The following is a 25,068-nucleotide window of genomic DNA, read 5'->3' as shown; positions in this document are numbered from 1 at the left end:
CCGACCCGCGCAATGCCCTACCAAGGTCTACATCTACGCTGTGCCCGTGCCCACCCTGAGTGAGCTTGCCCAGAACCACACCGACCTCGACAGCGAGGATGTCGGGTGGCTTCAGCTGCTCATGGCCGACTGGCAGATCCTGGCCGACCTCTCCTTCGCCGACCTGGTTCTGTGGCTGCCGGACAAGTCGGGTAACGGCTTCTGGGCGGCCGGTCAGATGCGCCCCACGACGGGCCCGACGGCCTACGTCGACGACATCGTCGGCATGTTCGTGCCGAAGGGTCGCCATGCCACGCTCGACAACGCCGTCGACGCCGGCCGGCTGGTGCGCGAGGGCGACCCTGAGTGGCGCGACGACCTCCCGGTGCGGGTCGAGACGATCCCCGTACGCCGCGCCGGCCGCATCATCGCGGTGCTGAGCCGCAACACCAACCTGCTCGGCGTACGCACGCCGTCCAAGCTCGAGCTGACCTACCTGCAGACCGCGGCCGACCTGACCCAGATGATCGCCAACGGCTACTTCCCGGCGGTCGGTCAGCGCAGCGACCACACCGACACCCCGCGGGTGGGCGACGGGTTCGTGAGGGTGGACGCCGACGGGGTCGTGGACTACGCCAGCCCCAACGCGCTCTCGGTCTTCCGCCGGCTGGGCCTCTCCGGCGATCTCGCGGGCCAGTCGCTGGCCGGGATGACCCGGGCGCTCGTGCCGCCGCGCAAGCGGCCCGACGAGGAGACGCTGAGCGCGGTGCTCGGCGGTCGGGCCCATCGCGACACCGAGATCGACACCGGGGTGATGGCGATCATCATGCGCTCGATCCCGCTGCGCCCACGCGGCGAGGCGATCGGTGCGCTGGTGCTGCTGCGCGACGTCACCGACCTCCGCCGACGCGATCGCGAGCTCGTCACCAAGGACGCGACCATCCGCGAGATCCACCATCGGGTGAAGAACAATCTACAAACCGTGGCCGCCCTGCTGCGGATGCAGTCGCGCCGGGTCGACTCCGGGGTGGCGCAGGACGCACTGAACGAGGCCGTACGACGTGTCGGGTCGATCGCCCTGGTCCACGAGATCCTCTCCCAGCAGGCCGTCGAGGAGACCGTCGAGTTCGACGAGATCGCCGACCGCCTCGCCTCCATGGTCGGAGAGGTCACCTCGGTCGGCGTCGCGGTGCGGGTGCGCCGGGAGGGTTCGTTCGGGTCGCTGCCCTCGGAGGTGGCCACGCCGATGGCGATGGTCGTCACCGAGCTGCTGCAGAACGCCGTCGAGCACGGCTACCGCGGCACCGGTCCCGGCGATGCCGAGACGGGCACGATCGTGATGTCCGTACGACAACAACCCGCCGGGCATCTCCAGGTGACCATCGAGGACGACGGTCATGGACTACCCGACGGGTTCAGTCTCGACACCTCCACGAACCTGGGGCTGTCGATCGTCAAGACTCTCGTCGAAGGTGAGCTCGGTGGCCGGCTCTCGTTGGGGCCCCGGCCTGGCGGCCACGGGGCGAGAGCTTCGGTCGAGCTGCCGTTGGAGCTCTAGGTGGATCTCTAGGGGTTGATGGCCTCTAGGGGTTGGTCAGACGGCGGTGCGGACACGGGAGCGGGCGTTGCGGCGCTTCAGCGCACGACGCTCGTCCTCGCTCAGTCCACCCCACACGCCGTGGTCCTGACCGGCCTCAAGAGCCCACTGAAGACACTGCTCCCGGACGTCGCAACGCCGGCAGACCTGCTTGGCTTCCTCGATCTGGAGGATGGCCGGACCGGTGTTTCCGATGGGGAAGAACAGCTCCGGGTCTTCATCGAGACAAGCCGAACGGTGGCGCCAATCCATGGCTGGGTAGACCCTCTTTCTGACGTAGGATGGGCAAGGCCCTGGTGCTGCGAGACCCTGCGAGTGGGCACGTGGCGGGGATGTGTGAATGTCTTCACGTGCGTGCTGGTCTCTAGAGTTCCAAGAAATGGACTCCGAAACAACCCCTAACCAGTGTCTGGTTCGTCACCGGACCGTAACACTCAGTCTTCCTGGGGCTAGACATTTCGGTAACGCGGTGAGTTACCCGCAAAACCGGTGGTGTATGCTCTCGCCGTTTCACGCCCGTGAGCTCCAGTCTACGGGCATGGCCTAGGCTGCTGAAGTGACCGCGCCGCATCGACCTTGGACTCTCTTGCTGACCGTGTTCGCCGCAGGCATCGAGGCCGCGGCGCTGCTGTTCTGGGGCGCGCTGGAGTTCGTACGCATCCCCGACGCCGCCTCGCTCACGACCGCGATCGCGGGCGGGCTCTTCTTCCTGCTCTGCGCCGCCGGGATCGGGTGGTGCGCCGCCATGTTCTGGCGACTGGAGTCCTGGTCGCGCGCGCCGCTCGTACTCGTCCAGCTGATCGTGCTCGGCCTGGCGTGGAACCTGCGTGAGGACCTCGCCGTCGCGGGCGGGCTCGCGCTGGTCGCGGCCGTCGCCCTCGTCGGCGTCTTCGCGCCGCCCAGCATCGCCGCGCTCGAGGAGCGCTCGAGCTAGTCCTCCTCGAGCGCCTTGCGGAGCTGGGCGAGCGAGCGGTTGAGCAGCCGGGAGACCTGCATCTGGGAGACCCCGAGCTCGGCGGCGATCTCGGTCTGGGTCTTGTTGCGGAAGAACTTCAGCATCAGCACCTGCTTCTCATGCGCGGAGAGGCTGTCGAGCACCGGCTTGATCGACTCCCGCACCTCGACGTCGTCGAGGCGCAGGTCGTGGGCGGTCAGCGAGTCGAGCATCGGCGCGGTCTCGTCGCTCTCGGAGTCGAGCGACAGCGCTGCGTACGCGTTGCTGGACTCCAGCCCCTCGACGACGGTCTCCAGGCTGACGCCGAGGCGGGTGGCGAGGTCGCGGGCCGTGGGGGAGCGGCCGAGCTCCTGGGAGAGCTCGGCGGTGGCGTCGCGCAGGTTCTGCTGCAGGTCGCGCAGGCGGCGGGGGACGCTGACGGCCCACCGGCTGTCGCGGAAGTAGCGCTTGATCTCGCCGAGGATCGTCGGCACGGCGTAGGTCGAGAACTCCACGTCGCGGGCGAGGTCGTAGCGGTCCACGGCGTTGAGGAGACCGACCACGCCGACCTGGACGAGGTCCTCGTGCGGCTCGCCGCGGCCGTAGAACTGCGAGGCGCAGTACTCCACCAGCGCCATGTTGAGGTGGACCAGCTCTTCGCGCGCGGCAGTGCGCTCGGCGTCGCTCAGGTCGGTGCCGGCGAGGGTCGTGAAGAGTTCCCGGGAGCGGGCGCGGGCGTCCTCCACCTCGCTGGTGCTCCTGGACCTCGACGACCGAATCGTCTCCTGCGCCATGTCAGCGCGCGGCTCCAAGCGGGGTCGCTCCCGCGACCAGCGAGATCCTGAGCTGGTCGCCGTCGGGGGTGGCGGTGACGTCCCTGGCGAGCGTGGTGAGCACCTGCCAGGCGAAGCTCTCCTCGTCGATCTCGGCCTCGGCGTCGCAGGTCGTGGTCACGGTGACGCCGATGGTGTCCTCGCCGAGGTCGAAGACGACGTCCAGGTCGGCGCCCTCCGCGGCGCACTCCAGACAGAGCGCCGCCGCCTCGCTGACCGCCATCCGCAGGTCCTCGATGTCCTCGAGGGTGAAGTCGAGGCGCGCGGCGAGCGCGGCGGTCGTCGTACGCAGCACGGAGACGTAGGCGCCTTCTGCGGGAAGACGCAGCTCGACCTGGGGCATCTGGGTTGTCAGTCCTTCGTGTTGGCTTGCGCCTGATTATGCAACGAGATCTCGTGCGTGGTGCCGGAAACGCACCGCAGCCGCTCCGGGAACGGAGCGGCTGCGGCGTACGGCTGATTCTCGAGGAGGCTCAGGCCTTCTTGGTCGCCCAGAAGATCTCGGCGATCTCGTCGATCTTGGCGAGGAGCTTGTCGGCGGTCTCGAGGTCGAGGGTGCCCTTGGTGCCGGAGGCGCCGGCGAGCTTGGTGGCCTCGTTGACGAGGGTGTGGAGCTGGGGGTAGGCCTCGAAGTGCGGGGGCTTGAAGTAGTCGGTCCACAGCACCCACAGGTGCTCCTTGACCAGGTTGGAGCGCTGTTCCTTGATGATGATGGCGCGGGTGCGGAAGTCGGGGTCGTCGCTGTCCAGGGCCTTCTGGATGACCGCCTTGACGGACTCGGCCTCGATGCGGGCCTGGGCGGGGTCGTAGACGCCGCAGGGCAGGTCGCAGTGGGCCGAGACCTCGATGGTGGGAGCGAAAAGTCGCGCGAACATGCGGGTCCTCTCAAAGAGTGTTCATGTGTCCTACGGATTGCGACACTACTCCGCATGGAAGACATCGCGGCCAGGGCACCCCGACACACCTGGGGGATGGCGAAGGTCGTAGGGGTCTCGATGGAGCCGACCCTGCGGGCGGGGGACCGGCTGTGGGTCGCCTACGGACGTACGCCGGTGCCGGGCCGCGTGGTCGTCGCCCGGCTCGCCGACGGGGCGGTCGTCGTGAAGCGGGCGGTGGAGCGGCGTACGACCGCGTCCGGCCGCTCCGGGTGGTGGCTGCTCTCGGACAACCCGGCCGCCCCGGGGGTGGTCGACTCCCGTCATCGGGGGCCTGTCGCGGATACCGACGTGCTCGGTGTCGTCGTGGCCAGGCTGTGGCCGCGCCCGGGCCTCCTGGGCGAAACTCTGCACGAGGGCTCCAGATGAGGGCTTCGTCACCTGTAGGAAACATCAACCGCTTCCTCCGGTAGCCTGTGCGAAACTGCCATCCGGGCAACACATCCCTGTAGATGGCGCCTTGCGCGGCTCCACCCCTCGGCTCGCGTTCGACCGCCCGACGTCCGAGTCCGTAGTTTTCTGGAGGCCCCCAATGACCGAGTCCACCCTGTCCACCGAGACCACCGAGACCACCGCCTATGACGGCGACCCGGTGTTCGAGCTCCACCGCGGCGGCAAGATGGCGATCGCGGCGACCGCATCGGTCTCCGACAAGGCCTCGCTGTCGATGGCCTACACCCCCGGCGTCGCCCGGGTGTGCACCGCGATCGCCGAGCAGCCCGAGCTGGCCCACACCTACACCTGGGTGCCCAACACCGTCGCCGTCGTGACCGACGGCACCGCGGTCCTCGGCCTGGGCGACATCGGCCCCGCCGCGGCGATGCCGGTGATGGAGGGCAAGGCGGTGCTGTTCAAGGAGTTCGGCGGTGTCGACTCCATCCCGATCTGCCTCGACACCACCGACGTCGACGAGATCGTCGAGACCGTCATCCGGATGGCGCCCTCCTTCGGCGGGATCAACCTGGAGGACATCTCCGCGCCGCGCTGCTTCGAGATCGAGGACCGCCTCAAGGAGGCGCTCGACATCCCGGTCTTCCACGACGACCAGCACGGCACCGCGGTGGTCACGCTGGCCGCGCTGATGAACGCGCTGAAGCTGACCGGCCGCAACCCGGAGTCGACCCGCGTGGTCATCTCCGGCGCCGGTGCCGCCGGTGTCGCGGTCGCCAAGATCCTGCTCGAGTTCGGCATCAAGGACCTCGCCCTGCTCGACCGCAAGGGCGTCATCTCCTCGACCCGGTCCGACCTGACCGCGTCGAAGAAGGCGATCGCCGAGGTGACCGCGGACGTCACCGGTCGCACGGGCTCGCTGGCCGACGCGCTCGCCGGCGCCGACGTCTACGTCGGCGTCTCCGGCGGCACGGTGCCCGAGGAGCTCGTCGCGACCATGGCCGACCAGGCGATCGTCTTCGCGATGGCCAACCCGAACCCCGAGATCCACCCCGACGTGGCGCACAAGTACGCCAGCATCGTCGCCACCGGTCGCTCGGACTTCCCGAACCAGATCAACAACGTCCTCGCGTTCCCGGGCATCTTCCGGGGCGCGTTCGACGTGCACGCATCCTCGATCACCGAGGGCATGAAGCTGGCCGCCGCCCAGGCGCTGGCCGCGCTGGTCGGGGACGAGCTCAGCGAGTCGAAGATCATCCCGGAGCCGTTCGACCCGCGCGTCGGCCCCGCGGTCGCCGCTGCGGTCGCCGAGGCTGCCCGGGTCGACGGGGTCGCCCGCCGGTAGCCGACCCGGCCGGTTTGGACGACCGGTTGCGCCGGCTCGGCGGGTCGGTAGGGTCGGGCGCATGTTCGCTGCGTACGCCGAGAAGTTCTCATCCGACGACCCGATCTCCGGCCTCGTGCTGGGGGAGCGGCCCGAGCCGGTCGCGCCCGACGGGTGGACGACGGTCACCGTCAAGGCGGCCTCGCTCAACCACCACGACCTGTGGTCGCTGCAGGGGGTCGGGCTCAAGGCCGAGGCGCTGCCGATGATCCTCGGCTGCGACGCGGCCGGCCTCGACGAGGACGGCAACGAGGTCGTGGTCCACTCGGTGATCTCCTCGCCGGACTGGACCGGTGACGAGACCCTCGACCCGAAGCGGTCGCTGCTCTCCGAGCGCCACCAGGGCACGTTCGCCGAGAAGGTGACCGTGCCGCGCCGCAATGTGGTGGCCAAGCCCGCCGGCATGTCGTTCGAGGAGGCGGCATGCCTGCCGACGGCATGGCTGACGGCCTACCGGATGCTGTTCACCCAGGGCGGGCTCAAGGCCGGTGACTCGGTGCTGGTGCAGGGCGCTGGCGGGGGCGTCGCGACCGCCGCGATCACCCTCGCGCGGGCGGCCGGGCTCAAGGTCTACGCCACCTCGCGCGACGAGGCGAAGCAGAAGCGCGCCCTCGAGCTCGGTGCCCACGAGGCCCTGGCCTCGGGGGAGCGGCTGCCGGTCAAGGTCGACGCGGTGATCGAGACCGTCGGGCGGGCGACCTGGACCCACTCGGTCCGCTCGCTGCGTCCGGGCGGGGCGATCATCATCAGCGGCACCACGTCGGGCCCGAACCTCGACGACGCGCTGCTGACCAACATCTTCTTCCTGCAGCTCAAGGTGATCGGCTCCACGATGGGCACCCGCAACGAGCTGGCGAGCCTGGTCTCGCTGCTCGAGGCGACCGGCACCCGCCCGCTCATCGACCGCACCATGCCGCTGACCGAGGCCAAGGCCGGCTTCGAGGCGATGCACGCCGGTGATCTCTTCGGCAAGGTCGTCTTCACGCTGTGACCCGGTAGAGCTGACGCCGGCAGTGATGCCGGCCGTGTGACGTACGGAATATCGTTCGACTCCCCCGGGTTCAGCAAGGGACCATTGAGTGTCACTGCCGGGGGGCTCGAAAAGTTTCTCGTGGCGTGATGTCGAAATCGGCCTCGCCCGTTCGATCTATGTATGAGAGCGGGCGGCACCGGGCCCCTGCGTACGACCCGAGGAACTCGTCATGACTGCTGCCGTCACAACATCGCATCGTCCGCTCGACGGTGAGAAGCGGCGTACGCCTGCCGTCATCACCCTGCTCGTGCTGGCCACCTTCGTGGTGATCCTCAACGAGACGATCATGCTCAACGCGATCCCGAACCTGATGAACAGCTTCGGGGTCACCGAGCACGCCGCTCAGTGGGTCTCGACCGCGTTCATGCTGACCATGGCCTCGGTGATCCCGGTGACCGGCTGGTTCCTGCAGCGGGTGACGACCAGGACGGCGTACGCCACGGCGATGGGCGTCTTCATCGCCGGCACCGTGATCTCGGCGATCGCGCCGGTCTTCGGCATCCTGCTCGCCGGCCGGGTCATCCAGGCGGCCGGCACCGCGGTGATGATGCCGCTGCTGATGACCACCCTGATGACGGTCGTCGACGAGAGCGACCGCGGCCGGGTGATGGGCAACGTCACCATGGCCATCTCGGTCGCGCCGGCACTCGGGCCGACCCTGTCCGGCCTGATCCTGGGCTTCGGCTCGTGGCGGCTGCTCTTCCTGCTGGTCCTGCCGATCGCGGTCGGCGTCGCCTGGTCCGGCCTGCGTCGCCTGGAGAACGTCAATGAGCCCGCGGAGTCGAGCGTCGATTGGGCCTCGGTGGTCATCGCCGCGCTCGGTTTCGGCTCGCTCGTCTACGGGCTGAGCCGGTTCGCCGAGGGTGAGGTCGGGATCCCGCTGGTCATCGCCGCCGTCGGTGCGGTGCTGATCCTCGGCTTCGTGCTCCGTCAGCTCCGGCTGCAGCGCACCGGCTCGCCGCTGCTCGACCTGCGCGCCTTCCTGCACGGCACCTTCACCAAGTCGCTGGTCCTGATGGCGGTCGCGTTCCTGGCGATGATGGGCTCGATGATCCTGCTGCCGCTCTACCTGCAGACCGTGCGCGGGCTCTCGCCGCTCTCCACCGGCCTCCTGGTCATGCCGGGCGGTCTCGCGATGGGTCTCCTCGGGCCGACCGTGGGGCGGATCTTCGACGCGTACGGCGGCCGGGTGCTCGTCATCCCGGGCTCCATCGGCATCGTGGCCGCTCTCGGCGGGCTCTCGCAGATCTCGCTGACCACGCCCTACTGGCTCGTCCTGGTGCTCCACCTGGTCCTGATGGTCAGCCTGGCCGCCGCCTTCACCCCGGTCTTCACGCTGGGCCTCGGGTCGCTGCCGGCTCACCTCTACTCCCACGGCTCCTCGATCCTGGGCACGCTGCAGCAGGTCGCGGCCGCGTTCGGCACCGCCCTGGCGGTGACCGTGATGTCCGTACGCAGCGACCAGGTCGTCGACGAGGTCGGTGCGGTCGCGGCCCACGTGAGCGGTCTGCAGGCCGCGTTCATGGTCAGCGCAGGACTGGCTCTGATCGTCGTTCTGATGGCGGTGCTCCTGCCGGCTCGGGCGGAGGGTCACGAGGAGTCTGCTGACGGGGCCGCTGAGGAGCCTGCCGCGGATCTCGACGCCGAGCTCGCTGAGCTGTGCGAGCACGGGCGCGAGCCCGCGGTCTGCGGCTGCTGAGGCGTTCGGAGTCGTATGCCTGTGTAGGGATACCCGGTCAACCGGGTATCCCTACGCTTCGGACCGCCACTGATACACCCCGATCAGCAGCATCCTCAGCTGCGTGCGCACGGTGGCGATGATCTGCTCCTCCTGCTCGGGCCGGGTGGTGGAGAGGATCTGCTCGGCCGTGGCGACCAGGACCGTCACGAACAGCGACGAGAGCACGTGCAGGTCCTTGGCGGTCCAGGTGTCGGTGCCGGTCATCAGCGCGAGGTCGGTGGCGAGCTCGCGCTCGCAGAGCTCGATCTCGCGCCGGATGGCCTCGCGCACCGATCGCGGCCCGGCGACACGTTCGCGGGCGATGAACCCGAAGTGGTCGCGGCGCCGGTGGACGTGGTCGACGAGGGCATCGATCGAGCCGTCGACGACGTCCTTGTCGGCCCGGGCATTGCGGCGTACGTCGCGGAAGAGGTCGCGCAGCGAGTCGAAGGACTCCTCGACCAGGGCCAGCCCGAGCGACTCGATGGAGTCGAAGTGGCGGTAGAACGCGGTCGGCACGATGCCGACCTGTTTGGCGACCTGGCGTAGCGAGAGCGCGGTCAGCGAGCTGTCGGCGCACAGCTCCAGCGTCGCGTCGAGGATCGCTCGCCGGGTCCGGAGCTTGCGCTCCGCACGGCTCTCCGGCTCCGCACCCGTCTCGATCACCAGACCATCCTAGGGGCAGCGGCCGGCGAGGCGTCAGGTGCACACCTGTACACCGTGATCTGGACCACGTGCGTCTTGTCTTGACGCGGGTTGTGCTGACCCGCCATCGTTGTCGGTGTACAGATGTTCACTGAAAGGCGAAACACATGGCACTCGACCTCGGCGGCCGGATCCTCCGCTCCCGCACGGTTGCGGCGCTCGCCTCCCCACACGGCATCGACCGCTACCTGACCCAGATCAACCCGATGCTGGCCGCGCACGAGGTGCGCGCCCGCATCACCGACATCCACCCCGAGGTGAGCGCGCCCGGCGCGCCCCGGGTGGCGACCGTGACGCTCCAGCCCACCTCGACCTGGCGCGGTCACCGCGCCGGCCAGCACGTCAGTGTCGGCATCGACACGGGGGAGGGGCGGCGCACCACCCGCGTCTTCACCGTCTCCAACACCGAGGGCAAGGCCGGGGAGCCGCTCACCATCACGGTGCGTGCCCACGACGACGAGCACGCGACCCCCTACAGCATCTCCAAGTACCTGACCGAGCGCGCCACCGTCGGCACCCTGGTGCACCTGTCGCAGGCCGAGGGTGACTTCGTCCTTCCCGACCGCGTGCCCGAGCACATCGTCCTGATCTCCGGTGGCTCCGGCATCACCCCGGTGATGTCGATGCTGCGCTCCCTCCAGCGGCGTACGCATCGGGGCAAGGTCACCTTCCTGCACTGGGCGCCCAGCGCGGACCGCCAGATCTTCGCCGAGGAGCTCGAGGAGATCCGGCACCAGGGCCACGGCGTCGACCTGCACCTTCTCCACACCGGCGACGGGGCGCCCTACCTCTCCCCGGCGCTGCTCTCGAAGCTGGTCCCGGGATATCGGGACCTGCCGACGTGGGCCTGCGGGCCGGCGTCGCTCATCGAGGCGGCCCAGGCTGCGTACGCCGGCACCGAGTCGCTGAAGGTGGAGTACTTCAAGCCGCCGAAGACCGCCGGTGTGGCCGGCGGCGAGATGGAGTTCGCGCGCACCGGCAAGACCGTCGCCAACGACGGCGCCACGATCCTCGACCAGGCCGAGGCCGCGGGGCTGACCCCCGAGTCCGGCTGCCGGATGGGGATCTGCTTCTCCTGCACCACCAACAAGAGCTCCGGACGGGTCCGCAACATCCTGACCGGCGAGACCTCCGAGCTCCCCGACGAACAGATCCGGATCTGCGTGAGCACGCCCGAGGGCGACTGCTCCGTGGACCTCTGACGATTCCCTCGAGGAGACACCCCCATGACCACCGTTGAGAACACCGGCAACCGCCGCCTCTCCGCCGAGGAGCTCGAAGCCTTCGGCCAGGAGATGGACGCCATCCGCCAGCGGATCGTCGCCGACCTGGGCGAGAAGGACTCGGCGTACATCTACGACATCGTCAAGAAGCAGCGCGCCTTCGAGATCGCCGGCCGCGCGCTCTTCTACCTGCCCGTGATCGGCTGGGTCCCGGCCGTCGCCTGTCTGTCGATCTCCAAGATCCTCGACAACATGGAGATCGGGCACAACGTCATGCACGGCCAGTACGACTGGATGGGCGACCCCGACCTCAACTCCCGCATGTTCGAGTGGGACAACGTCTGCCCCTCCGACCAGTGGAAGTACTCCCACAACTACATCCACCACACCTTCACCAACGTCCTCGGCAAGGACCGCGACATCGGCTACGGCATCCTGCGGATGGACGAGGACCAGAAGTGGCACCCCTACTTCCTGGGCAACCCGGTCTACGCCTTCCTGCTGATGATCTTCTTCGAGTGGGGCGTCGCGATGCACGACCTCGAGGTCGAGAACCTCGTCGCGGGCAAGCGCACCTTCGCCGACAACGCCGACCTGCACCGCGGCCTGATGAAGAAGGTCAAGCGCCAGGCGCTGAAGGACTACGTCCTGTTCCCGCTGCTCTCCGGCCCGCTGGCGCCGCTGACGTTCCTCGGCAACGCCACCGCGAACCTGGTCCGCAACATCTGGGCGTTCAACATCATCTTCTGCGGCCACTTCCCGGCCGGCGTCGCCTCCTTCTCGCAGGAGGAGTGCCAGGACGAGACCCAGGGTCACTGGTACTACCGCCAGCTCCTCGGCTCGGCCAACATCACCGGCGGCCGCATCTTCCACATCATGTCCGGCAACCTGTCGCACCAGATCGAGCACCACCTCTTCCCCGACCTCCCCGCACGCCGCTACCCGGAGATCGCCGAGGAGGTCCGTGAGATCTGCGAGCGCTACGGCCTCTCCTACAACACCGGCCCGCTGCACAAGCAGCTGTGGGGCGTCTTCAAGAAGATCTGCCGCTACGCCCTCCCCGACCGCAAGCGCCCCGCCGCCGAGGGTGTCGAGACCGCTCCCGCCCTCGAGGGGGTCGCGGCATGACGGATGACCGGCCACAATGGGTGGTCATGGCACCAGATCTGAGCAAGAACGAGATCCGCAAGGATGTCGCACAGAGCGCCGTCGAGGTCACGGCCACCACCGTCGGTCAGGTGGCGGTCATCATCACCGGCGCCGTACGTGACGTGGCCGGCGCCATCGGCGGCCTCGCCACCGAGCTGTTCGAGCTCCGCGCCGCAGCCAAGCGCGCCGAGAAAGACCTCGGCGAATAGGTAGTTCTGACGGCCGAGTCCGCAGTTGTGGGCGACGAAACTTCAGTTTCGTCGCCCACAACTGATTTCTCGTCCTCCAGAACTACGGACTCGGCGAGGGGTCAGTCCTCGGGGTCGTCGAGGCGGGCCAGCCAGGTGGCGAGCCGCTCGATGGCGGTCTCGTGCTCGGGGTGTACGTCGACGAAGGCCTGGAGCTGCTCGGCCAGCCAGGCGAGGGTGACCTCCTCGTCGCCCCGACGGGTGACGAGCTCCTCGATGCCGCGGTCGGTGAAGTACATGGGCTCAGTCTTTCATTCTGCGTTCAGCGGTGAGTCGGAGGCCGGGCCACCGGAGAGGCCGCGTACGACCATGCCGAGGGTGGCGTTGATGAGCTGGTCGCGCTCGGCGTCGGCGAAGACGCGGTAGGGGCCGTCGATGAAGAGGACCGCGAGGCCGTGGACCGTGGCCCAGGCCGCCGTCTCGGCGTTCGGGCGGAGCTCGGGGGCCAGCCAGCCGGCCTCCACCAGGTCGTCCAGGGCGGTGGTCAGGAATGCGTAGGGCGGGGCGTCGGCGAGGAGCGCGGAGATCTCCTCGGGCGGGTGATCCTCTCCGTTGTGGGGGCGCAGGAAGGCCGTGCGGAACAGGCCGGGCTGGGCGAGCGCGAACTGGACGTAGCCGCGCCCGGCGGCGGCGAGGCGCTGCACCGCGGCCTCGGCCGGGTGCGGTGCCGGCTTCTCGGCGGCCAGGAGGTCGAGGATCGTCGCGGCCAGCCGGTCCATCGCCTCGTGCTTGGCGGCGACGAGCAGGTCGGCCTGGTTGGCGAAGTGGCGGTAGGTCGCGGTGGGGGTCACGCCGACCGCGCGTGCCGCGGCGCGGATGGTCACCGCGTCCGGGCCGCCCTGCTCGGCGAGGGTTGCGGCCGCATCGACCAGGGCGTTGCGGAGGTCGCCGTGATGGTAGGGCCGGGTGCCCTCGTCCGAGCTCTCTGAGGATTTCACGGAATTCATGTTGACACCTGCCCACATCGAAGGGAAAGTTAACACCTGCAAAGTTTACGCCTGCCCACATTCCTCTGGAGGAATCATGTTCCACCGACTCGGCACCCTTGTGGTGCGAAACCCGCGCCGGGTCCTGGTGATCGGCCTGATCGCCCTCCTCGGCGCGATCTACCTGGCCACCTCGGCCTTCGGCAAGCTTGACGACGCCGGCTTCGACGACCCCGCCTCGGAGAGCAGCCGCGCGGCCACCGCGCTGGAGGAGGGCTTCGGCAACGAGGCCGGCTTCCTCCTCACCGTCAGTGCCGACGCCGGCAAGGTGACCGACGGCGCGGCCGCGAAGGACGCCCAGGCGCTCGTCGACCGCCTCCGGGCCGACGACGACCTGACCGACGTCGTCTCCTACCTCGATGCGCCCGGACCGGGCATGGTCTCGGACGACGGCACCCACGGGCTGATCTCGGTCGGCGCCAAGGACCCCGACGGCATCGACGCCGCCGCGGTGATCGATCGCTACACCGACGACACCGCGGCCGACGGAGCCACGACCGTCCACGTCGGCGGCCAGCTCGCGATCTTCGAGGAGGTCGGCACCCAGATCGGCGCCGACCTCGGTCTCGCCGAGGCGATCGCGATCCCGCTGATGATCGCGCTGCTGGTCCTCGCCTTCGGCAACGTCGTCGCCGCGTTCGTCACGATCGGGGTCGGCGGGTTCGCCATCGCCGGCACCTTCGCGGAGCTCTCGGTGCTCGGCAACTTCACCGACGTCTCGATCTACGCCCTCAACCTGACGACCGGCCTCGGCCTGGGCCTGGCGGTGGACTACGGCCTGCTGATGGTGGCGAGGGTCCGCGAGGAGCGGGCCGCCGGGGCCAGCCACCCCGACGCGGTCGTCCGCGCGGTGGAGACCGCCGGCCGGACCATCGTCTTCAGCGCCACCACGGTCGCCGTCTCACTGGCCTCGCTGCTCGTCTTCCCGCTCTACTTCCTGCGCTCCTCGGCGTACGCCGGGATCGGGGTCATGGTCATCACCGCGGTCGTCGCGGTGGTGCTGCTTCCGGCCACGATCACCCTCCTCGGCGATCGGATCGACGCCCTGCGCGTCCCGGGTGTGCGTGGGCTCCGCGGCGGCGCGGCTCCGTTCTGGACCCGGCTGGCCGGCTTCGTCACCAGGCGGCCCTGGGTCGCGCTGCCGGTCGTGGCGGTCCTGCTCGCGATGGCCACGCCGCTGGCCGGCATCGAGTTCGGCACGCCCGACGACCGGGTCCTGCAGACGTCCGCCGGGAGCCGCCAGGCCGGCGACCTGCTCCGCGACGAGTTCGGCGGCGACGGCACCAGCCCCATCCGCGTGGTGACCACCTCGACCGTCGACGACGAGAGCCTGGCGACGTACGCCGCCGATCTCTCCCGGGTCGATGACGTCGACCGCGTCGACACCCGCGTCGGGACGTACGCCGACGGTGCCCTCGTCTCGGAGACGCCGGCCCTTCCGCCGGGCGACGGCGCGGACGAGCTCGCCGTCGTCAACCAGCTCGACCGCCAGTCCGAGGAGGCGCGCGATCTCGTCCGTGACGTACGCGCTGTCCCGACCCCGGACGGCACCACCGCGCTCGTCGGCGGCGGCGCCGCGGAGCTGCTGGACTCCCTGGACGCGATCGGGGCCAAGCTGCCGTACGCCGTCGGCGGGCTCGCCATCGCGATGGTGGTGATCCTGTTCCTGTTCACCGGCAGCCTCATCCAGCCGCTGCGGGCGCTGGTGCTCAACGTCATCGGCCTGGGAGCGACCGTCGGGACGACCGTGTTGATCTTCCAGGAGGGCCTGGGTGCCGACCTCCTCGGCTTCACCTCTATGCCGCTCAACGTCTCGATGGTCGTGCTGCTGCTGGTCATCGCGTTCGGGCTGTCGATGGACTACGAGGTGTTCGTGCTCGGCCGGATCACCGAGATGCGCCGGCGTGGCCTGGGCAACGTCGACGCCGTCGTGCAGGGCCTGGCCCACACCGGTCGGATCGTCACCACGGCCGCCGCCCTGATCGCGACCAGCTTCTTCGCGTTCATGGTCAGCGAGATCAGCTTCATGAAGTTCTTCGGCCTCGGCGTCGGGCTGGCGATCCTCATCGACGCGGTCCTGATCCGCGGTGTGCTCCTGCCGGCCGCCATGCGGATGCTCGGCGAGGCCGCCTGGTGGGCGCCGCGCCCGCTGCGGCGCCTGCACACGAAGGTCGGGCTGAGCGAGGAGGGGAGCAGGGCGCCCGTATCGGTCCCTGCCTGACCCGAAAAGCAATGCCGAGTCGGCGCGTCAGAACGCGCCGACTCGGCATCGTGGTTGATCCAGGGGATCAGGCGAAGGCGCGCTCGATGAGCTCCTTCTGCTCGACCGTGTGCCGCTTGATCGTGCCGACGGCGGTGGTGGAGGAGGCCGGGCGGGTGACCGGCTCGACCTCGCGACCCAGCTCGGGGACCACGTTGAGGTAGTAGCTCGGCCACGGACCCTGGTTGAAGGGCTCGTCCTGGACCCACTTGACCTTCGCATTGGGGTACTTCGCGAGCTCGGTGGCGAGCTGCTCGGTCGGCCACGGGTAGAGCTGCTCGACGCGGACGATCGCGACGTCCTCGCGGCCCCGCTTCTTGCGCTCGACGGCGAGGTCCCAGGTCAGACGGCCGGAGACCAGCAGAACGCTGGTGACCTTCGAGGCGTCCGCCTCGGAGTCGCCGATGACCGGCTGGAACGAGCCCGAGGTGAAGTCGGCCGGCTGCGAGGCGGCCTCCTTGCGGCGCAGCATCGACTTCGGGGTGAAGACGATCAGCGGACGGTGCTCGGCACCGAGCGTGTGCGTACGCAGCAGGTGGAAGTAGGACGCCGGGGTCGAGGGCTGAGCCACGACCATGGCCTCGTCGGCGCACAGGGTGAGGAACCGCTCGATGCGCGCCGAGGAGTGGTCGGCACCCTGACCCTCGTAGCCGTGCGGCAGCAGCAGCACGACGCCGGAGTCCTGGCCCCACTTGGTCTTGCCGGCCGAGATGTACTCGTCGATCACCGACTGGGCGCCGTTGACGAAGTCACCGAACTGCGCCTCCCACATGACCAGCGCGTCGGGACGCGCGACCGAGTAGCCGTACTCGAAGCCGAGGGCGGCGTACTCGGAGAGGAGCGAGTCGTAGACGTAGAACTTCGCCTGCTCCTCGGTGAGGTTGTTCAGCGGGGTCCACTCGTCGGCGTTCTTGCGGTCGATGATGGTCGCGAAGCGCGAGGCGAAGGTGCCGCGACGCGAGTCCTGACCGGCCAGACGCACCGGGCGGCCGTCGAGCAGGAGCGAGCCGAACGCGAGGATCTCGCCGGTGCCCCAGTCGATGTTGCCCTCGGTGATCGCGGTCGCGCGACGCTGCAGCTGCGGCATCACCTTCGGGTGGACCGTGAAGCCCTCCGGCGGGGTGACGTACGCATCGGCGATCCGCTTCAGCACGTCGGTGGTGATCGCGGTGACGGTCTCGCCGGCAGGCTTCTCCGGGTAGTCCGGGACGGTCTCCCAGGCCTGCGGCATCTTGTCGGCCTCGCGGACCTCGGTGAAGACCTGCTCCAGGCGCGCCTGGTAGGCGGCCAGCACCTGCTCGGCCTCCTCGATCGTGATGTCACCACGACCGATCAGCGACTCGGTGTAGAGCTTGCGGACCGAGCGCTTCTGCTCGATCAGGTCGTACATCATCGGCTGGGTGAACGACGGGTCGTCGCCCTCGTTGTGACCGCGGCGGCGGTAGCAGATGAGGTCGATGACGACGTCCTTGTTGAACGCCTGGCGGTATTCGAAGGCGAGCCGCGCGACGCGTACGCAGGCCTCCGGGTCGTCGCCGTTCACGTGGAAGATCGGCGCCTGGACCATCCGCGCGACGTCGGTCGCGTAGAGCGAGGAGCGCGAGGAGCCCGGCGAGGTGGTGAACCCGACCTGGTTGTTGATGACCAGGTGGACGGTGCCACCGGTGCGGTAGCCACGCAGCTGGGACAGGTTGAGCGTCTCCGCGACCACACCCTGGCCGGCGAAGGCGGCGTCACCGTGGACCAGCAGCGGCAGGACCGGGAAGACGGCGCCCTGGTCGAGCACGTCCTGCTTGGCGCGGGCGATGCCCTCCAGGACCGGGTCGACGGTCTCGAGGTGGGACGGGTTCGCGGCCACGGAGACCTTGATCGTGTCGCCCAGGTCGGAGAGGAACTCGCCCTCGGCACCGAGGTGGTACTTCACGTCGCCGGAGCCCTGGACCGTGCGCGGGTCGATGTTGCCCTCGAACTCGCGGAAGATCTGGTTGTAGGACTTGCCGACGATGTTGGCGAGCACGTTGAGGCGGCCGCGGTGGGCCATACCGATCGTGACCTCGTCCAGACCGGCCTCGGCAGCGGCCTCGCAGACCTCGTCGATGACCGGGATCGCGGTCTCGCCACCCTCGAGGGAGAAGCGCTTCTGACCGACGAACTTCGTCTGCAGGAAGGTCTCGAAGGCCTCGGCCTCGTTGAGCTTCGACAAGATCCGGAGCTGCTCCTGGCGCGGGGTCTTGTCGTAGGGCCGCTCGACGCGGTCCTGGATCCACCGGCGCTGCTCGGGGTCCTGGATGTGCATGTACTCGATGCCGGTCGTGCGGACGTAGGAGTCACGCAGGACACCGAGGATCTCGCGCAGCTTCATGAACGGCTTGCGGCCGCCGGCGAAGGAGCCGACGGGGAACTCGCGGTCGAGGTCCCACAGGGTCAGCCCGTGCGACTCGATCTGCAGGTCGGGGTGCGAACGCTGCTTGTACTCCAGCGGGTCGGTGTCGGCCATCATGTGACCACGCACGCGGTGGGCGTGGATGATCTCGCCGACCTTGACCTGCTTGGAGATCTGGTCGTCGTGGGTGGTGTCGATGTCCTGGTTCCAGCGGATCGGCTCGTAGGGGATCCGCAGGGAGGCGAAGATCTCGTCGTAGAAGTCGTTCTCGCCGAGCAGGAGCTTGTGCACGGTGGCCAGGAACTCACCCGACTGCGCGCCCTGGATGACCCGGTGGTCGTACGTCGAGGTCATCGTCATGATCCGCGAGACCGCGTTCTGGGCGAGCTTCGAGGGGGAGGCGCCCTGGAACTCGGGCGGGTAGTCCATCGAGCCGACGCCGATGATCGCGGCCTGGCCCTGCATCAGCCGCGGCACCGAGTTGTTGGTGCCGATGCCGCCGACGTTGGTCAGGCTGACCGTGGTGCCGGAGTAGTCGGCCATGGACAGCTTGTTGTCCTTGGCCTTGCGGACGATGTCCTCGTAGGCCGTCCAGAAGCCGGCGAAGTCCATCAGCTCGCAGCCCTTGATGGAGGGCGCGACGAGCTGGCGGGTGCCGTCCTTCTTCTGCTGGTCGATGGCCAGGCCGAGGTTGATGTGCGGCGGGGTCACCATGGTCGGCTTGCCGTCGATCTCGGCGTAGGTGTTGTTCATCGCCGGCATCGCCTTGATCGCCTTGATGATGGCGTAGCCGATGAGGTGGGTGAAGGAGACCTTGCCGCCGCGGGCGCGCTTGAGGTGGTTGTTGATGACGGTGCGGTTGTCCCACAGCAGCTTGACCGGCATGTTGCGCACGGAGGTTGCGGTCGGCACCGAGAGCGACACGTCCATGTTCTTGGCGGTGGCCGCGGGGATGCCGCGCAGCGTGGTGTAGGTCGGCTCGTCGGTGACGGCGACGGCGGTCGGCTTCGGGGCGTCCTTGGGGGTGGGCGTCGCGGTGCCCTTGGCCGGCTCGGCGGCCTGGGCGTCGGGGCGCGGCTTGGCCTTCGGGGCCGGGGCCGCCTTGGCGGCCGGAGCCTCGGCCGATGCGGGGGTGGTCGGCGCGGGCGCGTTGGCCGGCGCGGGGGAGACCGGAGCCTTGGCTGCCGGAGCGGCGGGCGTGGCCGGGGCCGCGGCGCCGTTCGGCGACGCGCCAGGCTGTCCGTTGGTCTCGAAGAACTTCACCCACACGGGGTCAACACTGCTGGGGTCCTTCGTGTACTGGTCGTACATCTCCTCGACCAGCCACTCGTTGGCGCCGAATTCCGCGGGGATGTCGGCAGTGTTGGGGGACGGGGTGCCTGAGGACACGGCTTGATTCGCCTCTTCCGAATTTTCGCACTGTAAGAAATGGGTTGCCCACGGGCAAGGCTATCCCCACGAACACGCAAATGCCCGACGCAGGCCCTACCTGTGGACAGGATGTAATCCGTGCCACATCTTGCGTTATCAGCCGGGGGAAGTTGCAACCCGGGTCGTTGTGCGTATGGTGGCCCGGTCCCGGAGCAGGTCGACGAGGTGGATTCCCCACATGACGAGCAGCAGTACGAAGCGCTTTCCGCGCGTCGCAGCGGCCCTCACGGCTGCGGTCCTGAGCGGCACCCTGGCGCTCGCCGGATGCGGTGGTGAGCCCGACAAGCAGGCCGCCTCGCCGTCCCCGTCGCCGGTGCCCGCGCCGAGCGTGAAGTCGGCCGCGAAGCTCGTCCACGTGCAGGGCAAGTTCCCCAGGAGCCGGCACCAGGCGGTCGCCACCAACGTGGCCAAGGTCGTCGACCGCTGGCTGCAGGCTGCGTACGTCGGGGGTGACTATCCGCGGGCGACCTCGACCTTCACCGCGAAGTCCTTCCCTGGCTTCTCCAAAGGCACGATCGCCCAGGCGGGCAAGCAGATGAGCCTGATGAGCAACGCCACGATCGCCCCTGACATCGACGGGGTCGAGGTGGTCTCCAGCGACGTCCACGTCGACCTGCTGGCCAGCAACAACTACCCGGTCGGCGCGGTCGCGCGGGTCCGGCTGGTCTACGACACCACCGGCGACCTGGAGTCGCGCCAGACCGTCCGCGGCAGCCTCGACATGGTGCCGACCGAGACCTCCTGGGCCGTCTTCGGCTTCAACATCACCCGCGAGGAGAAGCCCGCCATGGCGCCCTCCGCCTCGCCGAGCCCGTCGGGAGACAAGTCGTGAGCCACCTGAGGAAGTTCGTACGCCGCCGCCTCCTGACCACGCTCGCGCTCGGTGTGGTGCTCGCGCTGACCGCCGTCCTGGTGCCTGACGCCGAGGTCGCCGAGCCGCGCGCCGAGCTGATCGCGACCAAGTGGGCCAAGGGCCTCGACGTCGCCAAGTTCACCCGCAAGGGCGGCACGATCTGGGTCCTGGCCGTCGGCTCGGACGCGCGCCCCGGCCAGAAGGTCACCCGCACCCGCGGCGACGCGCTGCACCTGATCGGCTTCAACCCGTCCTCGGGCTACGCGACCGACATCAGCATCCCGCGCGACTCCTACGTCAACATCCCCGGCCACGGCCGCGACAAGATCAACTCGGCGCTGCTCTACGGCGGCCCGAAGCTGATGGGCCGTGCGGTCGGCGACCTGGTCGGCGTGCAGCCGCAGTACGTCTTCGTCACCTCCTTCTCTGGCATGAGCGACATGGTGATCGGGATCGGCGGTGTCGACGTCGACAACCCACGTGCCTTCAGCGACCCGTACGTCGCCCCCTACGGCTTCAAGAAGGGCCGGATCCACATCAACGGCCCGCACTCGGTCGACTTCGCCCGGGCCCGCAAGACGCTGCCCGGCGGTGACTTCGACCGCTCGGCCAACCAGTCCCGGGTCATCCGCGGCATTCACCGCAAGATCGTCGCCCGCCAGCACGACGTCGGCTTCATGGCCAAGGGCGTCTCGCTGGTGATGCGGAAGATGCACACGACCGGCCTCTCCGGCCGCGACCTCTACCAGCTCGGCCACGCGGTCGCCGCCGTCAACCCCGGCAAGATCCGCACCTGCGTCGTCCCCGGCGGGATCGGCTACGCCGGTGCCGCGAGCGTCGTCTTCCCCAACGTCGGGGCGGCCCGGGCGATGGGCGACGACGCGCGCCACGACGGCCGGCTCAACCGCGGTTGCCGCGGCTGATCACCCGTGCGCGGCGACGAAGTCGCGCACCAGTGGCGCGACCCGCTCGGGGTGGTCGGCGACCACCCAGTGCGAGCCCTCGACCTCGTGGACCGTCAGGTCCGCGACGTACGGCTCCGGGGCCTCGGCGGCGAGCGCACGGCTGACGTAGGCGTCGCCGATCGGGGCGATGACCTGGACCGGGACGTTGACCGGGCGCGGCTGCGGTCGGCCCATCCGGGCGATCGCGTTGGCGCGGTAGAGCTCGAGGCCGTTGATCCGGTCGGCCCGGGTGCGGTCGACGGCCGAGCCGCCGACGATCCGGTCGAGGACTCCCGAGCGCCAGGCGAGCTCGGGGAGCAGCGGCGCCTGGAAGAAGCCGATGTAGGTCGACTCGACACCTTGCTTGAGGCGCTCGAGGACACCGCGGGCGGTCCTCCCGGGCGTACGCAGCCAGGCTCCCGCCTGGTCCAGGCTCGGCCCCGAGATCGAGGTGAACGACGCGATCCGCTCGGACGGTACGTTGCCGGCGACCGCCTCCCAGGTCTGCGTCGAGCCCCAGTCGTGGGCGAGCAGGTGCACCGGCGCCGACGGGCTGACCGCGTCGATGACGGACTCCAGGTCCGCGTTGAGCTGCTCGATCAGGTAGCCCTCGCGTGTGGCCGGTGCCTGTGAGCTGCCGTGGCCGCGTACGTCGTAGGTCACGATCCGCAGATCGCCGCCCAGGATCCTGACCAGTGGCAGCCACACGCTGGAGTTGTCGGGGTAGCCGTGGACGCAGACGAGCGTCGGGCGGGTGTCACCAGAAGACCCGAAGTCGGTGACGGCCAGCCGGAGCCCGTCGGTGGTCGTCACGTAAAGGCTGCTCATACCGGCGAGGCTAGTCGGGCGGCGTTGACGCCGACGTGACACGATTCGCCCCATGGACATCAGCTATCCGGTCACGATCGCCGCGGCTCGCACCTGGTTCAAGCTCGGCGACATCAAGATCAACATGACCGGCGCGGAGCACATCCCCGAGAAGGGTGGCGCCCTGCTGGCGATCAACCACCTCTCGTTCGTCGACTACATCATGGCCGGTTTCCCCGGAGCCGAGCGCGGTCGGCTGACCCGGTTCATCGCCAAGAAGGAGGTCTTCGACCACCCCGTCGGCGGCCCGGTGATGCGCTCGTTCCACCACATCCCGATCGACCGCAGCTACGGCGCGGCCGGGATGAAGAAGGCCGTCGAATACCTCCAGAACGGTGAGGTCGTCGGGATCTTCCCCGAGGCCACGATCTCGCGCTCGTTCCTGATCAAGGACCTCAAGACCGGCACCGTACGCATCGCCGCCGACGCCGGGGTCCCGCTGATCCCCGTCGTGCTGTGGGGCACCCAGCGGATCATGACCAAGGGTCAGAAGGTCGACCTGTCGCGTCACAAGACGATCGGCATCGAGATCGGCCCGCCGCTGCCGGTGACCGGGGAGGACCCGGCCGCCGAGACCGCTGCGCTCAAGGCGCAGATGGAGGCCATGCTCGACCGGCTGATCAAGGCGCACCCCGCCGAGGAGCAGCCGCCGGGCTCGTGGTGGCTGCCGAAGGCGTACGGCGGCTCGGCCCCCACGCTCGAGGAGGCCGAGGCGATGTACGCCGAGGAGCGCAGGCTCCGCGCCCAGCGGAAGGCCGCGAAGCGGAAGGGCTAGGCGCTAGGTGGTGACGCCGGCGCGCTCGGCGACGGCGCCGACCTTCTCGTGGAAGAGGCCGAGCCTCGCGTCGTTGCCGGTCATGTGCTCGATCGCGGTGATCGCCACATCGAGGAGCTCTTCGACGACGTCGTCGTAGCTGTGGGTGTCGCCCCAGAGAGGGCGCAATCGGGGATTCTGGCCGGTGGCTCCGACGAGTGCGGCGATGGCTTCGCCTGCCTCTTCGCTCACCTTCGCGACTCTCCCCCAGAGAACGGCTTCCGCCTCACGATCGCCCTGGGACTCATCGAGCCACCGGGACAGATACGCGAGCAGAGCCGGCGTAGCGTCGGTCATGCGGTGGGAGTCTAGGGCGGTCCCCGTAATTCGGTCGAGCCTTAGGTTTAGCGGCTACTCCGCGGGTTGGTACACGCCGAGCCGGTTTCCGGACGGATCGGTGAAGATGAACCGGCGTCCGCCGGGGTAGTCGTAGGGCGGCTCCGCGATCGTCCCGCCGGCCTTCTCGACCGCCGCCACCGCGGCCTCCAGATCGGTCGTGCGGATCAGCGGGAGCGGCGCGACCGGGGTCTCGGACGCGTACATCCCGCCGTTCTCGTCCTTGCCGTCGGGGCCGACGATCCCGGCGTACATGCCGCCGTAGTCGTTGAAGGTCCAGCCGAAGGCGGACTCGTAGAAGGTGCGCGAGCCCGGGAGGTCGGTGACCGCGAGCTCGAGGTAGTCGATGTGGAGTGCGTTCATGCCCCTCGACGCTACGTGCAGCCACCGACACTTTGCTCAGCCGAAGTCGACCTCGAAGCCCTTGCCGCGGAAGGAACCGAGCTTGGTGGCGTCGCGGAGGTAGGCGAGGGGGCCGTCGGGGTCGAAGGTCCAGGTGCCCCGGGCGGGCAGGAGCTTGGCGCCGCCCTTCATGGTCAGCCAGGCGGTGTCCGGGTGCTCCTCGATGCCGGGCTGCTCGACGTTGCCCTGCATCGGGATGCGCGGGGCGAGCTGGGTGACGTCGTTGAACCTGGCCGTCGCGATCGGGCCGTCGTCGTTGCTCGCCTCCCAGGTGTGGGACGCCAGCGGCCCCTTCTCGGACGACCCTCCGCTGAACTTGGCCAGGCCCTTCGGGATCGCCCACAACGTACGGCCGCCGGCCACGGAGTCGGGGGAGTCCACCCAGATGTCGACCACGCTCACCGCCTTCTTCCCGTTGGAGGCGGTGATCACCCGGGCGGAGAGGAGTTCGTGGTAGGTCAGCGGGCTCGGCTCGGTGTAGTCGACCAGCGCGACGGCGTAGATGCCCTTCGGGTGCCGCTCGTCGACGTCGTGAGCGAGCCGGTAGACCGAGAGCCACATCGATCCGTGCATGTGCCAAGGGGCTGGGGGATAGCTGGTCACGAGGTCTCCCGAATTTTTTGGTTGGTCCGTGTCGAAGCGGTCGTGCTGGGTTCGACGCGTAGGCGTGTGGCGATCGTCGCCACGGTTTACCAAGGAGACCAGAGATGACCGACCAGGTGAAGGGCCCCGCCTCCTACTTCCCGTCCATCGAGAAGAAGTACGGCCGCCCGATCGCGGAGTGGCAGCAGATCGTCCGCACTTGCGGGATCACCAAGCACATGCAGATCGTGGCCCACCTGAAGACCGAGTACGGCCTCGGGCACGGACACGCCAACGCCCTCGTCGCCCACACCCTTGCCGAGGGTCTCTGAGTCGCAGATGCGTCAGAGGTCCAGTGCGAGATAGCCCGCGGGCACCGCGTCCGTCAGCCAGACGTCGTTGTCGGTGCGCCAGAAGATGAGCCCGTCGGCGCGCATCCTGGCCGCGTCGACCCGGAAGACGACGAAGTCGCCACGTCGGGCGCCGACGCGCTCCGCGGTCTCGCGGTCGGGGGAGAGGTGGACGTGGTGCCGCTGGCGTCGGTCGAGGCCGGAGGCGAGGATCGACTCGACGTTGGTGCGTGGTGTGCCGTGGAAGAGCACTGCCGGCGGTTCGGCAGGGGCGAGACCCAGGTCCACCTCGACGGTGTGGCCCTGTCGTGCCCGGATCCGGTCGAGCACTGCGTCGATCTCGAAGCGTTGCTTGTCGTTGCCGCGTACGACTCGGTCGACGTCATCGCGAGTCATCGGGGAGCCGTGGGCGGCGAGGGCATCGAGAAGGGTGGGCAGATCGACCCAGCCGTGCGGGTCCAGCTCGATGCCCACGGAACCGGGTTGGTGCCTCAGCACCTGTGAGAGCCGCTTGGAGCGGCGTACGTCTGTCTTGTCCATGCTGGCCACAGACTGGCATGCCGACGGCCTCGGTCGCTTCCGGTTATCGGCTGAAATGAAAGAAACCGCTGGTCACCCAGCGGTTCCAACTGTGCCCCCGGCAGGAATCGAACCTGCGGCCTACGGTACCGGAAACCGGCGCTCTATCCCCTGAGCTACGGAGGCAGTGCACCACCTGAGCGGTGCAGAT

The 25,068-nt window shown here is 69.0% G+C and carries 27 protein-coding genes and 1 tRNA gene; 14 read left to right on the top strand and 14 right to left on the bottom strand.

Annotation, left to right across the window (positions count from 1 at the left end; translation table 11 throughout):
- Nucleotides 1-46 precede the first annotated feature (46 nt).
- Nucleotides 47-1,537: a sensor histidine kinase gene (locus ACWZJV_RS07620; RefSeq protein WP_196873149.1), complete on the top strand. Its 1,491-nt coding sequence runs from the start codon at nt 47-49 to the stop codon at nt 1,535-1,537.
- Nucleotides 1,538-1,573: 36 nt separating this feature from the next.
- Here ACWZJV_RS07620 and ACWZJV_RS07615 read toward each other — a convergent pair whose 3' ends face one another.
- Nucleotides 1,574-1,828: a WhiB family transcriptional regulator gene (locus ACWZJV_RS07615; protein ID WP_008362075.1), complete on the bottom strand. Its 255-nt coding sequence runs from the start codon at nt 1,826-1,828 to the stop codon at nt 1,574-1,576.
- Nucleotides 1,829-2,162: 334 nt separating this feature from the next.
- Between ACWZJV_RS07615 and ACWZJV_RS07610 the strand changes: the two genes are divergently transcribed.
- Complete coding sequence (locus ACWZJV_RS07610) at nt 2,163-2,510, top strand: hypothetical protein (protein WP_457180873.1); 348 nt, start codon at nt 2,163-2,165, stop codon at nt 2,508-2,510.
- Here ACWZJV_RS07610 and ACWZJV_RS07605 read toward each other — a convergent pair.
- The 3 genes from ACWZJV_RS07605 to sodN form a co-directional block, all read right to left on the bottom strand.
- The gene (locus tag ACWZJV_RS07605) at nt 2,507-3,256 is read right to left on the bottom strand and encodes a SigB/SigF/SigG family RNA polymerase sigma factor (RefSeq protein ID WP_457180871.1); all 750 of its coding nucleotides are present in this window, start codon (nt 3,254-3,256) and stop codon (nt 2,507-2,509) included. The two genes, ACWZJV_RS07610 and ACWZJV_RS07605, sit on opposite strands and share 4 nt — an antisense overlap.
- A gap of 49 nt (nt 3,257-3,305) precedes the next feature.
- Nucleotides 3,306-3,686, bottom strand: a complete 381-nt coding sequence (locus ACWZJV_RS07600; RefSeq protein ID WP_008362079.1) for an ATP-binding protein — start codon at nt 3,684-3,686, stop codon at nt 3,306-3,308.
- A 130-nt stretch (nt 3,687-3,816) separates the two neighbouring features.
- On the bottom strand, nt 3,817-4,218 hold the full coding sequence (gene sodN, locus ACWZJV_RS07595) for a superoxide dismutase, Ni (protein ID WP_008362081.1): 402 nt from the start codon (nt 4,216-4,218) through the stop codon (nt 3,817-3,819).
- A gap of 54 nt (nt 4,219-4,272) precedes the next feature.
- On the opposite strand from sodN, the gene ACWZJV_RS07590 reads away from it, so the two are divergent.
- The 4 genes from ACWZJV_RS07590 to ACWZJV_RS07575 all read left to right on the top strand — a co-directional run bounded on the left by ACWZJV_RS07590 (nt 4,273) and on the right by ACWZJV_RS07575 (nt 8,784).
- Entirely contained in the window at nt 4,273-4,647 is a 375-nt protein-coding gene (locus ACWZJV_RS07590) for a S24/S26 family peptidase (RefSeq protein WP_196873152.1), read from the top strand.
- Between the two features lie 163 nt (nt 4,648-4,810).
- Nucleotides 4,811-6,013, top strand: coding sequence for an NAD(P)-dependent malic enzyme (locus tag ACWZJV_RS07585; protein ID WP_457180868.1), 1,203 nt, complete (start codon nt 4,811-4,813; stop codon nt 6,011-6,013).
- Nucleotides 6,014-6,074: 61 nt separating this feature from the next.
- Nucleotides 6,075-7,043, top strand: a complete 969-nt coding sequence (locus ACWZJV_RS07580; protein WP_196873153.1) for a zinc-binding dehydrogenase — start codon at nt 6,075-6,077, stop codon at nt 7,041-7,043.
- Between the two features lie 211 nt (nt 7,044-7,254).
- Nucleotides 7,255-8,784 carry an MDR family MFS transporter gene (locus ACWZJV_RS07575; protein ID WP_008362089.1) on the top strand — a complete coding sequence of 510 codons (1,530 nt, stop codon included), beginning with the start codon at nt 7,255-7,257 and terminating at the stop codon, nt 8,782-8,784.
- A 51-nt stretch (nt 8,785-8,835) separates the two neighbouring features.
- Here ACWZJV_RS07575 and ACWZJV_RS07570 read toward each other — a convergent pair whose 3' ends face one another.
- The gene (locus ACWZJV_RS07570) at nt 8,836-9,471 is read right to left on the bottom strand and encodes a TetR family transcriptional regulator (protein ID WP_008362090.1); all 636 of its coding nucleotides are present in this window, start codon (nt 9,469-9,471) and stop codon (nt 8,836-8,838) included.
- Nucleotides 9,472-9,617: 146 nt separating this feature from the next.
- On the opposite strand from ACWZJV_RS07570, the gene ACWZJV_RS07565 reads away from it, so the two are divergent.
- Genes ACWZJV_RS07565 through ACWZJV_RS07555 form a run of 3 tightly spaced genes read left to right on the top strand, consistent with a single transcriptional unit; the run spans nt 9,618 to nt 12,091 of the window.
- Nucleotides 9,618-10,712, top strand: coding sequence for a flavin reductase family protein (locus tag ACWZJV_RS07565; protein WP_457180864.1), 1,095 nt, complete (start codon nt 9,618-9,620; stop codon nt 10,710-10,712).
- A gap of 24 nt (nt 10,713-10,736) precedes the next feature.
- A complete protein-coding gene (locus ACWZJV_RS07560; RefSeq protein WP_457180862.1) occupies nt 10,737-11,861 on the top strand; it encodes a fatty acid desaturase family protein in 1,125 nt (374 codons plus the stop codon).
- 26 nt (nt 11,862-11,887) lie between these two features.
- Nucleotides 11,888-12,091 carry a hypothetical protein gene (locus ACWZJV_RS07555; RefSeq protein ID WP_457180860.1) on the top strand — a complete coding sequence of 68 codons (204 nt, stop codon included), beginning with the start codon at nt 11,888-11,890 and terminating at the stop codon, nt 12,089-12,091.
- Between the two features lie 101 nt (nt 12,092-12,192).
- Here the strand turns inward: ACWZJV_RS07555 and ACWZJV_RS07550 are convergent, their stop codons facing one another.
- Nucleotides 12,193-12,369, bottom strand: a complete 177-nt coding sequence (locus ACWZJV_RS07550) for a DUF6104 family protein (protein ID WP_008362094.1) — start codon at nt 12,367-12,369, stop codon at nt 12,193-12,195.
- A gap of 12 nt (nt 12,370-12,381) precedes the next feature.
- On the bottom strand, nt 12,382-13,068 hold the full coding sequence (locus ACWZJV_RS07545; RefSeq protein WP_457180858.1) for a TetR/AcrR family transcriptional regulator: 687 nt from the start codon (nt 13,066-13,068) through the stop codon (nt 12,382-12,384).
- An 85-nt stretch (nt 13,069-13,153) separates the two neighbouring features.
- Here ACWZJV_RS07545 and ACWZJV_RS07540 point away from each other — a divergent pair, with 85 nt between their 5' ends.
- A complete protein-coding gene (locus ACWZJV_RS07540; RefSeq protein ID WP_457180856.1) occupies nt 13,154-15,337 on the top strand; it encodes an MMPL family transporter in 2,184 nt (727 codons plus the stop codon).
- A gap of 67 nt (nt 15,338-15,404) precedes the next feature.
- Here ACWZJV_RS07540 and ACWZJV_RS07535 read toward each other — a convergent pair whose 3' ends face one another.
- A complete protein-coding gene (locus tag ACWZJV_RS07535; protein ID WP_196873159.1) occupies nt 15,405-19,148 on the bottom strand; it encodes a multifunctional oxoglutarate decarboxylase/oxoglutarate dehydrogenase thiamine pyrophosphate-binding subunit/dihydrolipoyllysine-residue succinyltransferase subunit in 3,744 nt (1,247 codons plus the stop codon).
- 220 nt (nt 19,149-19,368) lie between these two features.
- Between ACWZJV_RS07535 and ACWZJV_RS07530 the strand changes: the two genes are divergently transcribed.
- Nucleotides 19,369-20,022 carry a hypothetical protein gene (locus tag ACWZJV_RS07530; RefSeq protein ID WP_457180853.1) on the top strand — a complete coding sequence of 218 codons (654 nt, stop codon included), beginning with the start codon at nt 19,369-19,371 and terminating at the stop codon, nt 20,020-20,022.
- Nucleotides 20,019-20,966 (top strand): LCP family protein, encoded by a 948-nt coding sequence (locus ACWZJV_RS07525; protein WP_457180851.1) that lies wholly within the window; start codon nt 20,019-20,021, stop codon nt 20,964-20,966. The genes ACWZJV_RS07530 and ACWZJV_RS07525 overlap by 4 nt, the downstream gene beginning before the upstream one ends.
- Here ACWZJV_RS07525 and ACWZJV_RS07520 read toward each other — a convergent pair whose 3' ends face one another.
- On the bottom strand, nt 20,967-21,815 hold the full coding sequence (locus ACWZJV_RS07520; protein WP_196873161.1) for an alpha/beta fold hydrolase: 849 nt from the start codon (nt 21,813-21,815) through the stop codon (nt 20,967-20,969). It abuts the gene before it with no gap.
- Nucleotides 21,816-21,867: 52 nt separating this feature from the next.
- On the opposite strand from ACWZJV_RS07520, the gene ACWZJV_RS07515 reads away from it, so the two are divergent.
- The gene (locus ACWZJV_RS07515) at nt 21,868-22,629 is read left to right on the top strand and encodes a lysophospholipid acyltransferase family protein (RefSeq protein WP_008362108.1); all 762 of its coding nucleotides are present in this window, start codon (nt 21,868-21,870) and stop codon (nt 22,627-22,629) included.
- 3 nt (nt 22,630-22,632) lie between these two features.
- On the opposite strand, the gene ACWZJV_RS07510 is transcribed toward ACWZJV_RS07515, so the two are convergent.
- The 3 genes from ACWZJV_RS07510 to ACWZJV_RS07500 are packed head-to-tail and all read right to left on the bottom strand — an operon-like array spanning nt 22,633 to nt 23,979.
- The gene (locus ACWZJV_RS07510) at nt 22,633-22,965 is read right to left on the bottom strand and encodes a MazG-like family protein (protein WP_457180848.1); all 333 of its coding nucleotides are present in this window, start codon (nt 22,963-22,965) and stop codon (nt 22,633-22,635) included.
- 54 nt (nt 22,966-23,019) lie between these two features.
- Nucleotides 23,020-23,367 (bottom strand): VOC family protein, encoded by a 348-nt coding sequence (locus tag ACWZJV_RS07505; RefSeq protein ID WP_457180846.1) that lies wholly within the window; start codon nt 23,365-23,367, stop codon nt 23,020-23,022.
- A gap of 36 nt (nt 23,368-23,403) precedes the next feature.
- On the bottom strand, nt 23,404-23,979 hold the full coding sequence (locus ACWZJV_RS07500; RefSeq protein ID WP_457180844.1) for an acetoacetate decarboxylase family protein: 576 nt from the start codon (nt 23,977-23,979) through the stop codon (nt 23,404-23,406).
- A gap of 134 nt (nt 23,980-24,113) precedes the next feature.
- Between ACWZJV_RS07500 and ACWZJV_RS07495 the strand changes: the two genes are divergently transcribed.
- Nucleotides 24,114-24,320: a DUF4287 domain-containing protein gene (locus tag ACWZJV_RS07495; protein WP_457180842.1), complete on the top strand. Its 207-nt coding sequence runs from the start codon at nt 24,114-24,116 to the stop codon at nt 24,318-24,320.
- Between the two features lie 12 nt (nt 24,321-24,332).
- Here the strand turns inward: ACWZJV_RS07495 and ACWZJV_RS07490 are convergent, their stop codons facing one another.
- Nucleotides 24,333-24,878, bottom strand: a complete 546-nt coding sequence (locus ACWZJV_RS07490) for an RNA 2'-phosphotransferase (protein WP_457180840.1) — start codon at nt 24,876-24,878, stop codon at nt 24,333-24,335.
- 92 nt (nt 24,879-24,970) lie between these two features.
- A tRNA-Arg gene (locus tag ACWZJV_RS07485) sits at nt 24,971-25,043 on the bottom strand.
- Nucleotides 25,044-25,068: the final 25 nt, after the last annotated feature.

This window comes from Nocardioides sp. WG-D5 (assembly GCF_054031175.1).
This window is presented reverse-complemented; position numbering and strand designations above follow the sequence as displayed.

What these genes read in the sequence shown, in the direction of transcription:
- ACWZJV_RS07615 (WP_008362075.1), bottom strand. Translation starts at nt 1,828, where the DNA reads ATGGATTGGCGCCACCGTTCGGCTTGTCTCGATGAAGACCCGGAGCTG.
- ACWZJV_RS07600 (WP_008362079.1), bottom strand. Translation starts at nt 3,686, where the DNA reads ATGCCCCAGGTCGAGCTGCGTCTTCCCGCAGAAGGCGCCTACGTCTCC.
- sodN (WP_008362081.1), bottom strand. Translation starts at nt 4,218, where the DNA reads ATGTTCGCGCGACTTTTCGCTCCCACCATCGAGGTCTCGGCCCACTGC.
- ACWZJV_RS07590 (WP_196873152.1), top strand. Translation starts at nt 4,273, where the DNA reads ATGGAAGACATCGCGGCCAGGGCACCCCGACACACCTGGGGGATGGCG.
- ACWZJV_RS07585 (WP_457180868.1), top strand. Translation starts at nt 4,811, where the DNA reads ATGACCGAGTCCACCCTGTCCACCGAGACCACCGAGACCACCGCCTAT.
- ACWZJV_RS07580 (WP_196873153.1), top strand. Translation starts at nt 6,075, where the DNA reads ATGTTCGCTGCGTACGCCGAGAAGTTCTCATCCGACGACCCGATCTCC.
- ACWZJV_RS07575 (WP_008362089.1), top strand. Translation starts at nt 7,255, where the DNA reads ATGACTGCTGCCGTCACAACATCGCATCGTCCGCTCGACGGTGAGAAG.
- ACWZJV_RS07565 (WP_457180864.1), top strand. Translation starts at nt 9,618, where the DNA reads ATGGCACTCGACCTCGGCGGCCGGATCCTCCGCTCCCGCACGGTTGCG.
- ACWZJV_RS07560 (WP_457180862.1), top strand. Translation starts at nt 10,737, where the DNA reads ATGACCACCGTTGAGAACACCGGCAACCGCCGCCTCTCCGCCGAGGAG.
- ACWZJV_RS07555 (WP_457180860.1), top strand. Translation starts at nt 11,888, where the DNA reads ATGGCACCAGATCTGAGCAAGAACGAGATCCGCAAGGATGTCGCACAG.
- ACWZJV_RS07550 (WP_008362094.1), bottom strand. Translation starts at nt 12,369, where the DNA reads ATGTACTTCACCGACCGCGGCATCGAGGAGCTCGTCACCCGTCGGGGC.
- ACWZJV_RS07540 (WP_457180856.1), top strand. Translation starts at nt 13,154, where the DNA reads ATGTTCCACCGACTCGGCACCCTTGTGGTGCGAAACCCGCGCCGGGTC.
- ACWZJV_RS07530 (WP_457180853.1), top strand. Translation starts at nt 19,369, where the DNA reads ATGACGAGCAGCAGTACGAAGCGCTTTCCGCGCGTCGCAGCGGCCCTC.
- ACWZJV_RS07520 (WP_196873161.1), bottom strand. Translation starts at nt 21,815, where the DNA reads ATGAGCAGCCTTTACGTGACGACCACCGACGGGCTCCGGCTGGCCGTC.
- ACWZJV_RS07515 (WP_008362108.1), top strand. Translation starts at nt 21,868, where the DNA reads ATGGACATCAGCTATCCGGTCACGATCGCCGCGGCTCGCACCTGGTTC.
- ACWZJV_RS07510 (WP_457180848.1), bottom strand. Translation starts at nt 22,965, where the DNA reads ATGACCGACGCTACGCCGGCTCTGCTCGCGTATCTGTCCCGGTGGCTC.
- ACWZJV_RS07505 (WP_457180846.1), bottom strand. Translation starts at nt 23,367, where the DNA reads ATGAACGCACTCCACATCGACTACCTCGAGCTCGCGGTCACCGACCTC.
- ACWZJV_RS07500 (WP_457180844.1), bottom strand. Translation starts at nt 23,979, where the DNA reads ATGCACGGATCGATGTGGCTCTCGGTCTACCGGCTCGCTCACGACGTC.
- ACWZJV_RS07495 (WP_457180842.1), top strand. Translation starts at nt 24,114, where the DNA reads ATGACCGACCAGGTGAAGGGCCCCGCCTCCTACTTCCCGTCCATCGAG.
- ACWZJV_RS07490 (WP_457180840.1), bottom strand. Translation starts at nt 24,878, where the DNA reads ATGGACAAGACAGACGTACGCCGCTCCAAGCGGCTCTCACAGGTGCTG.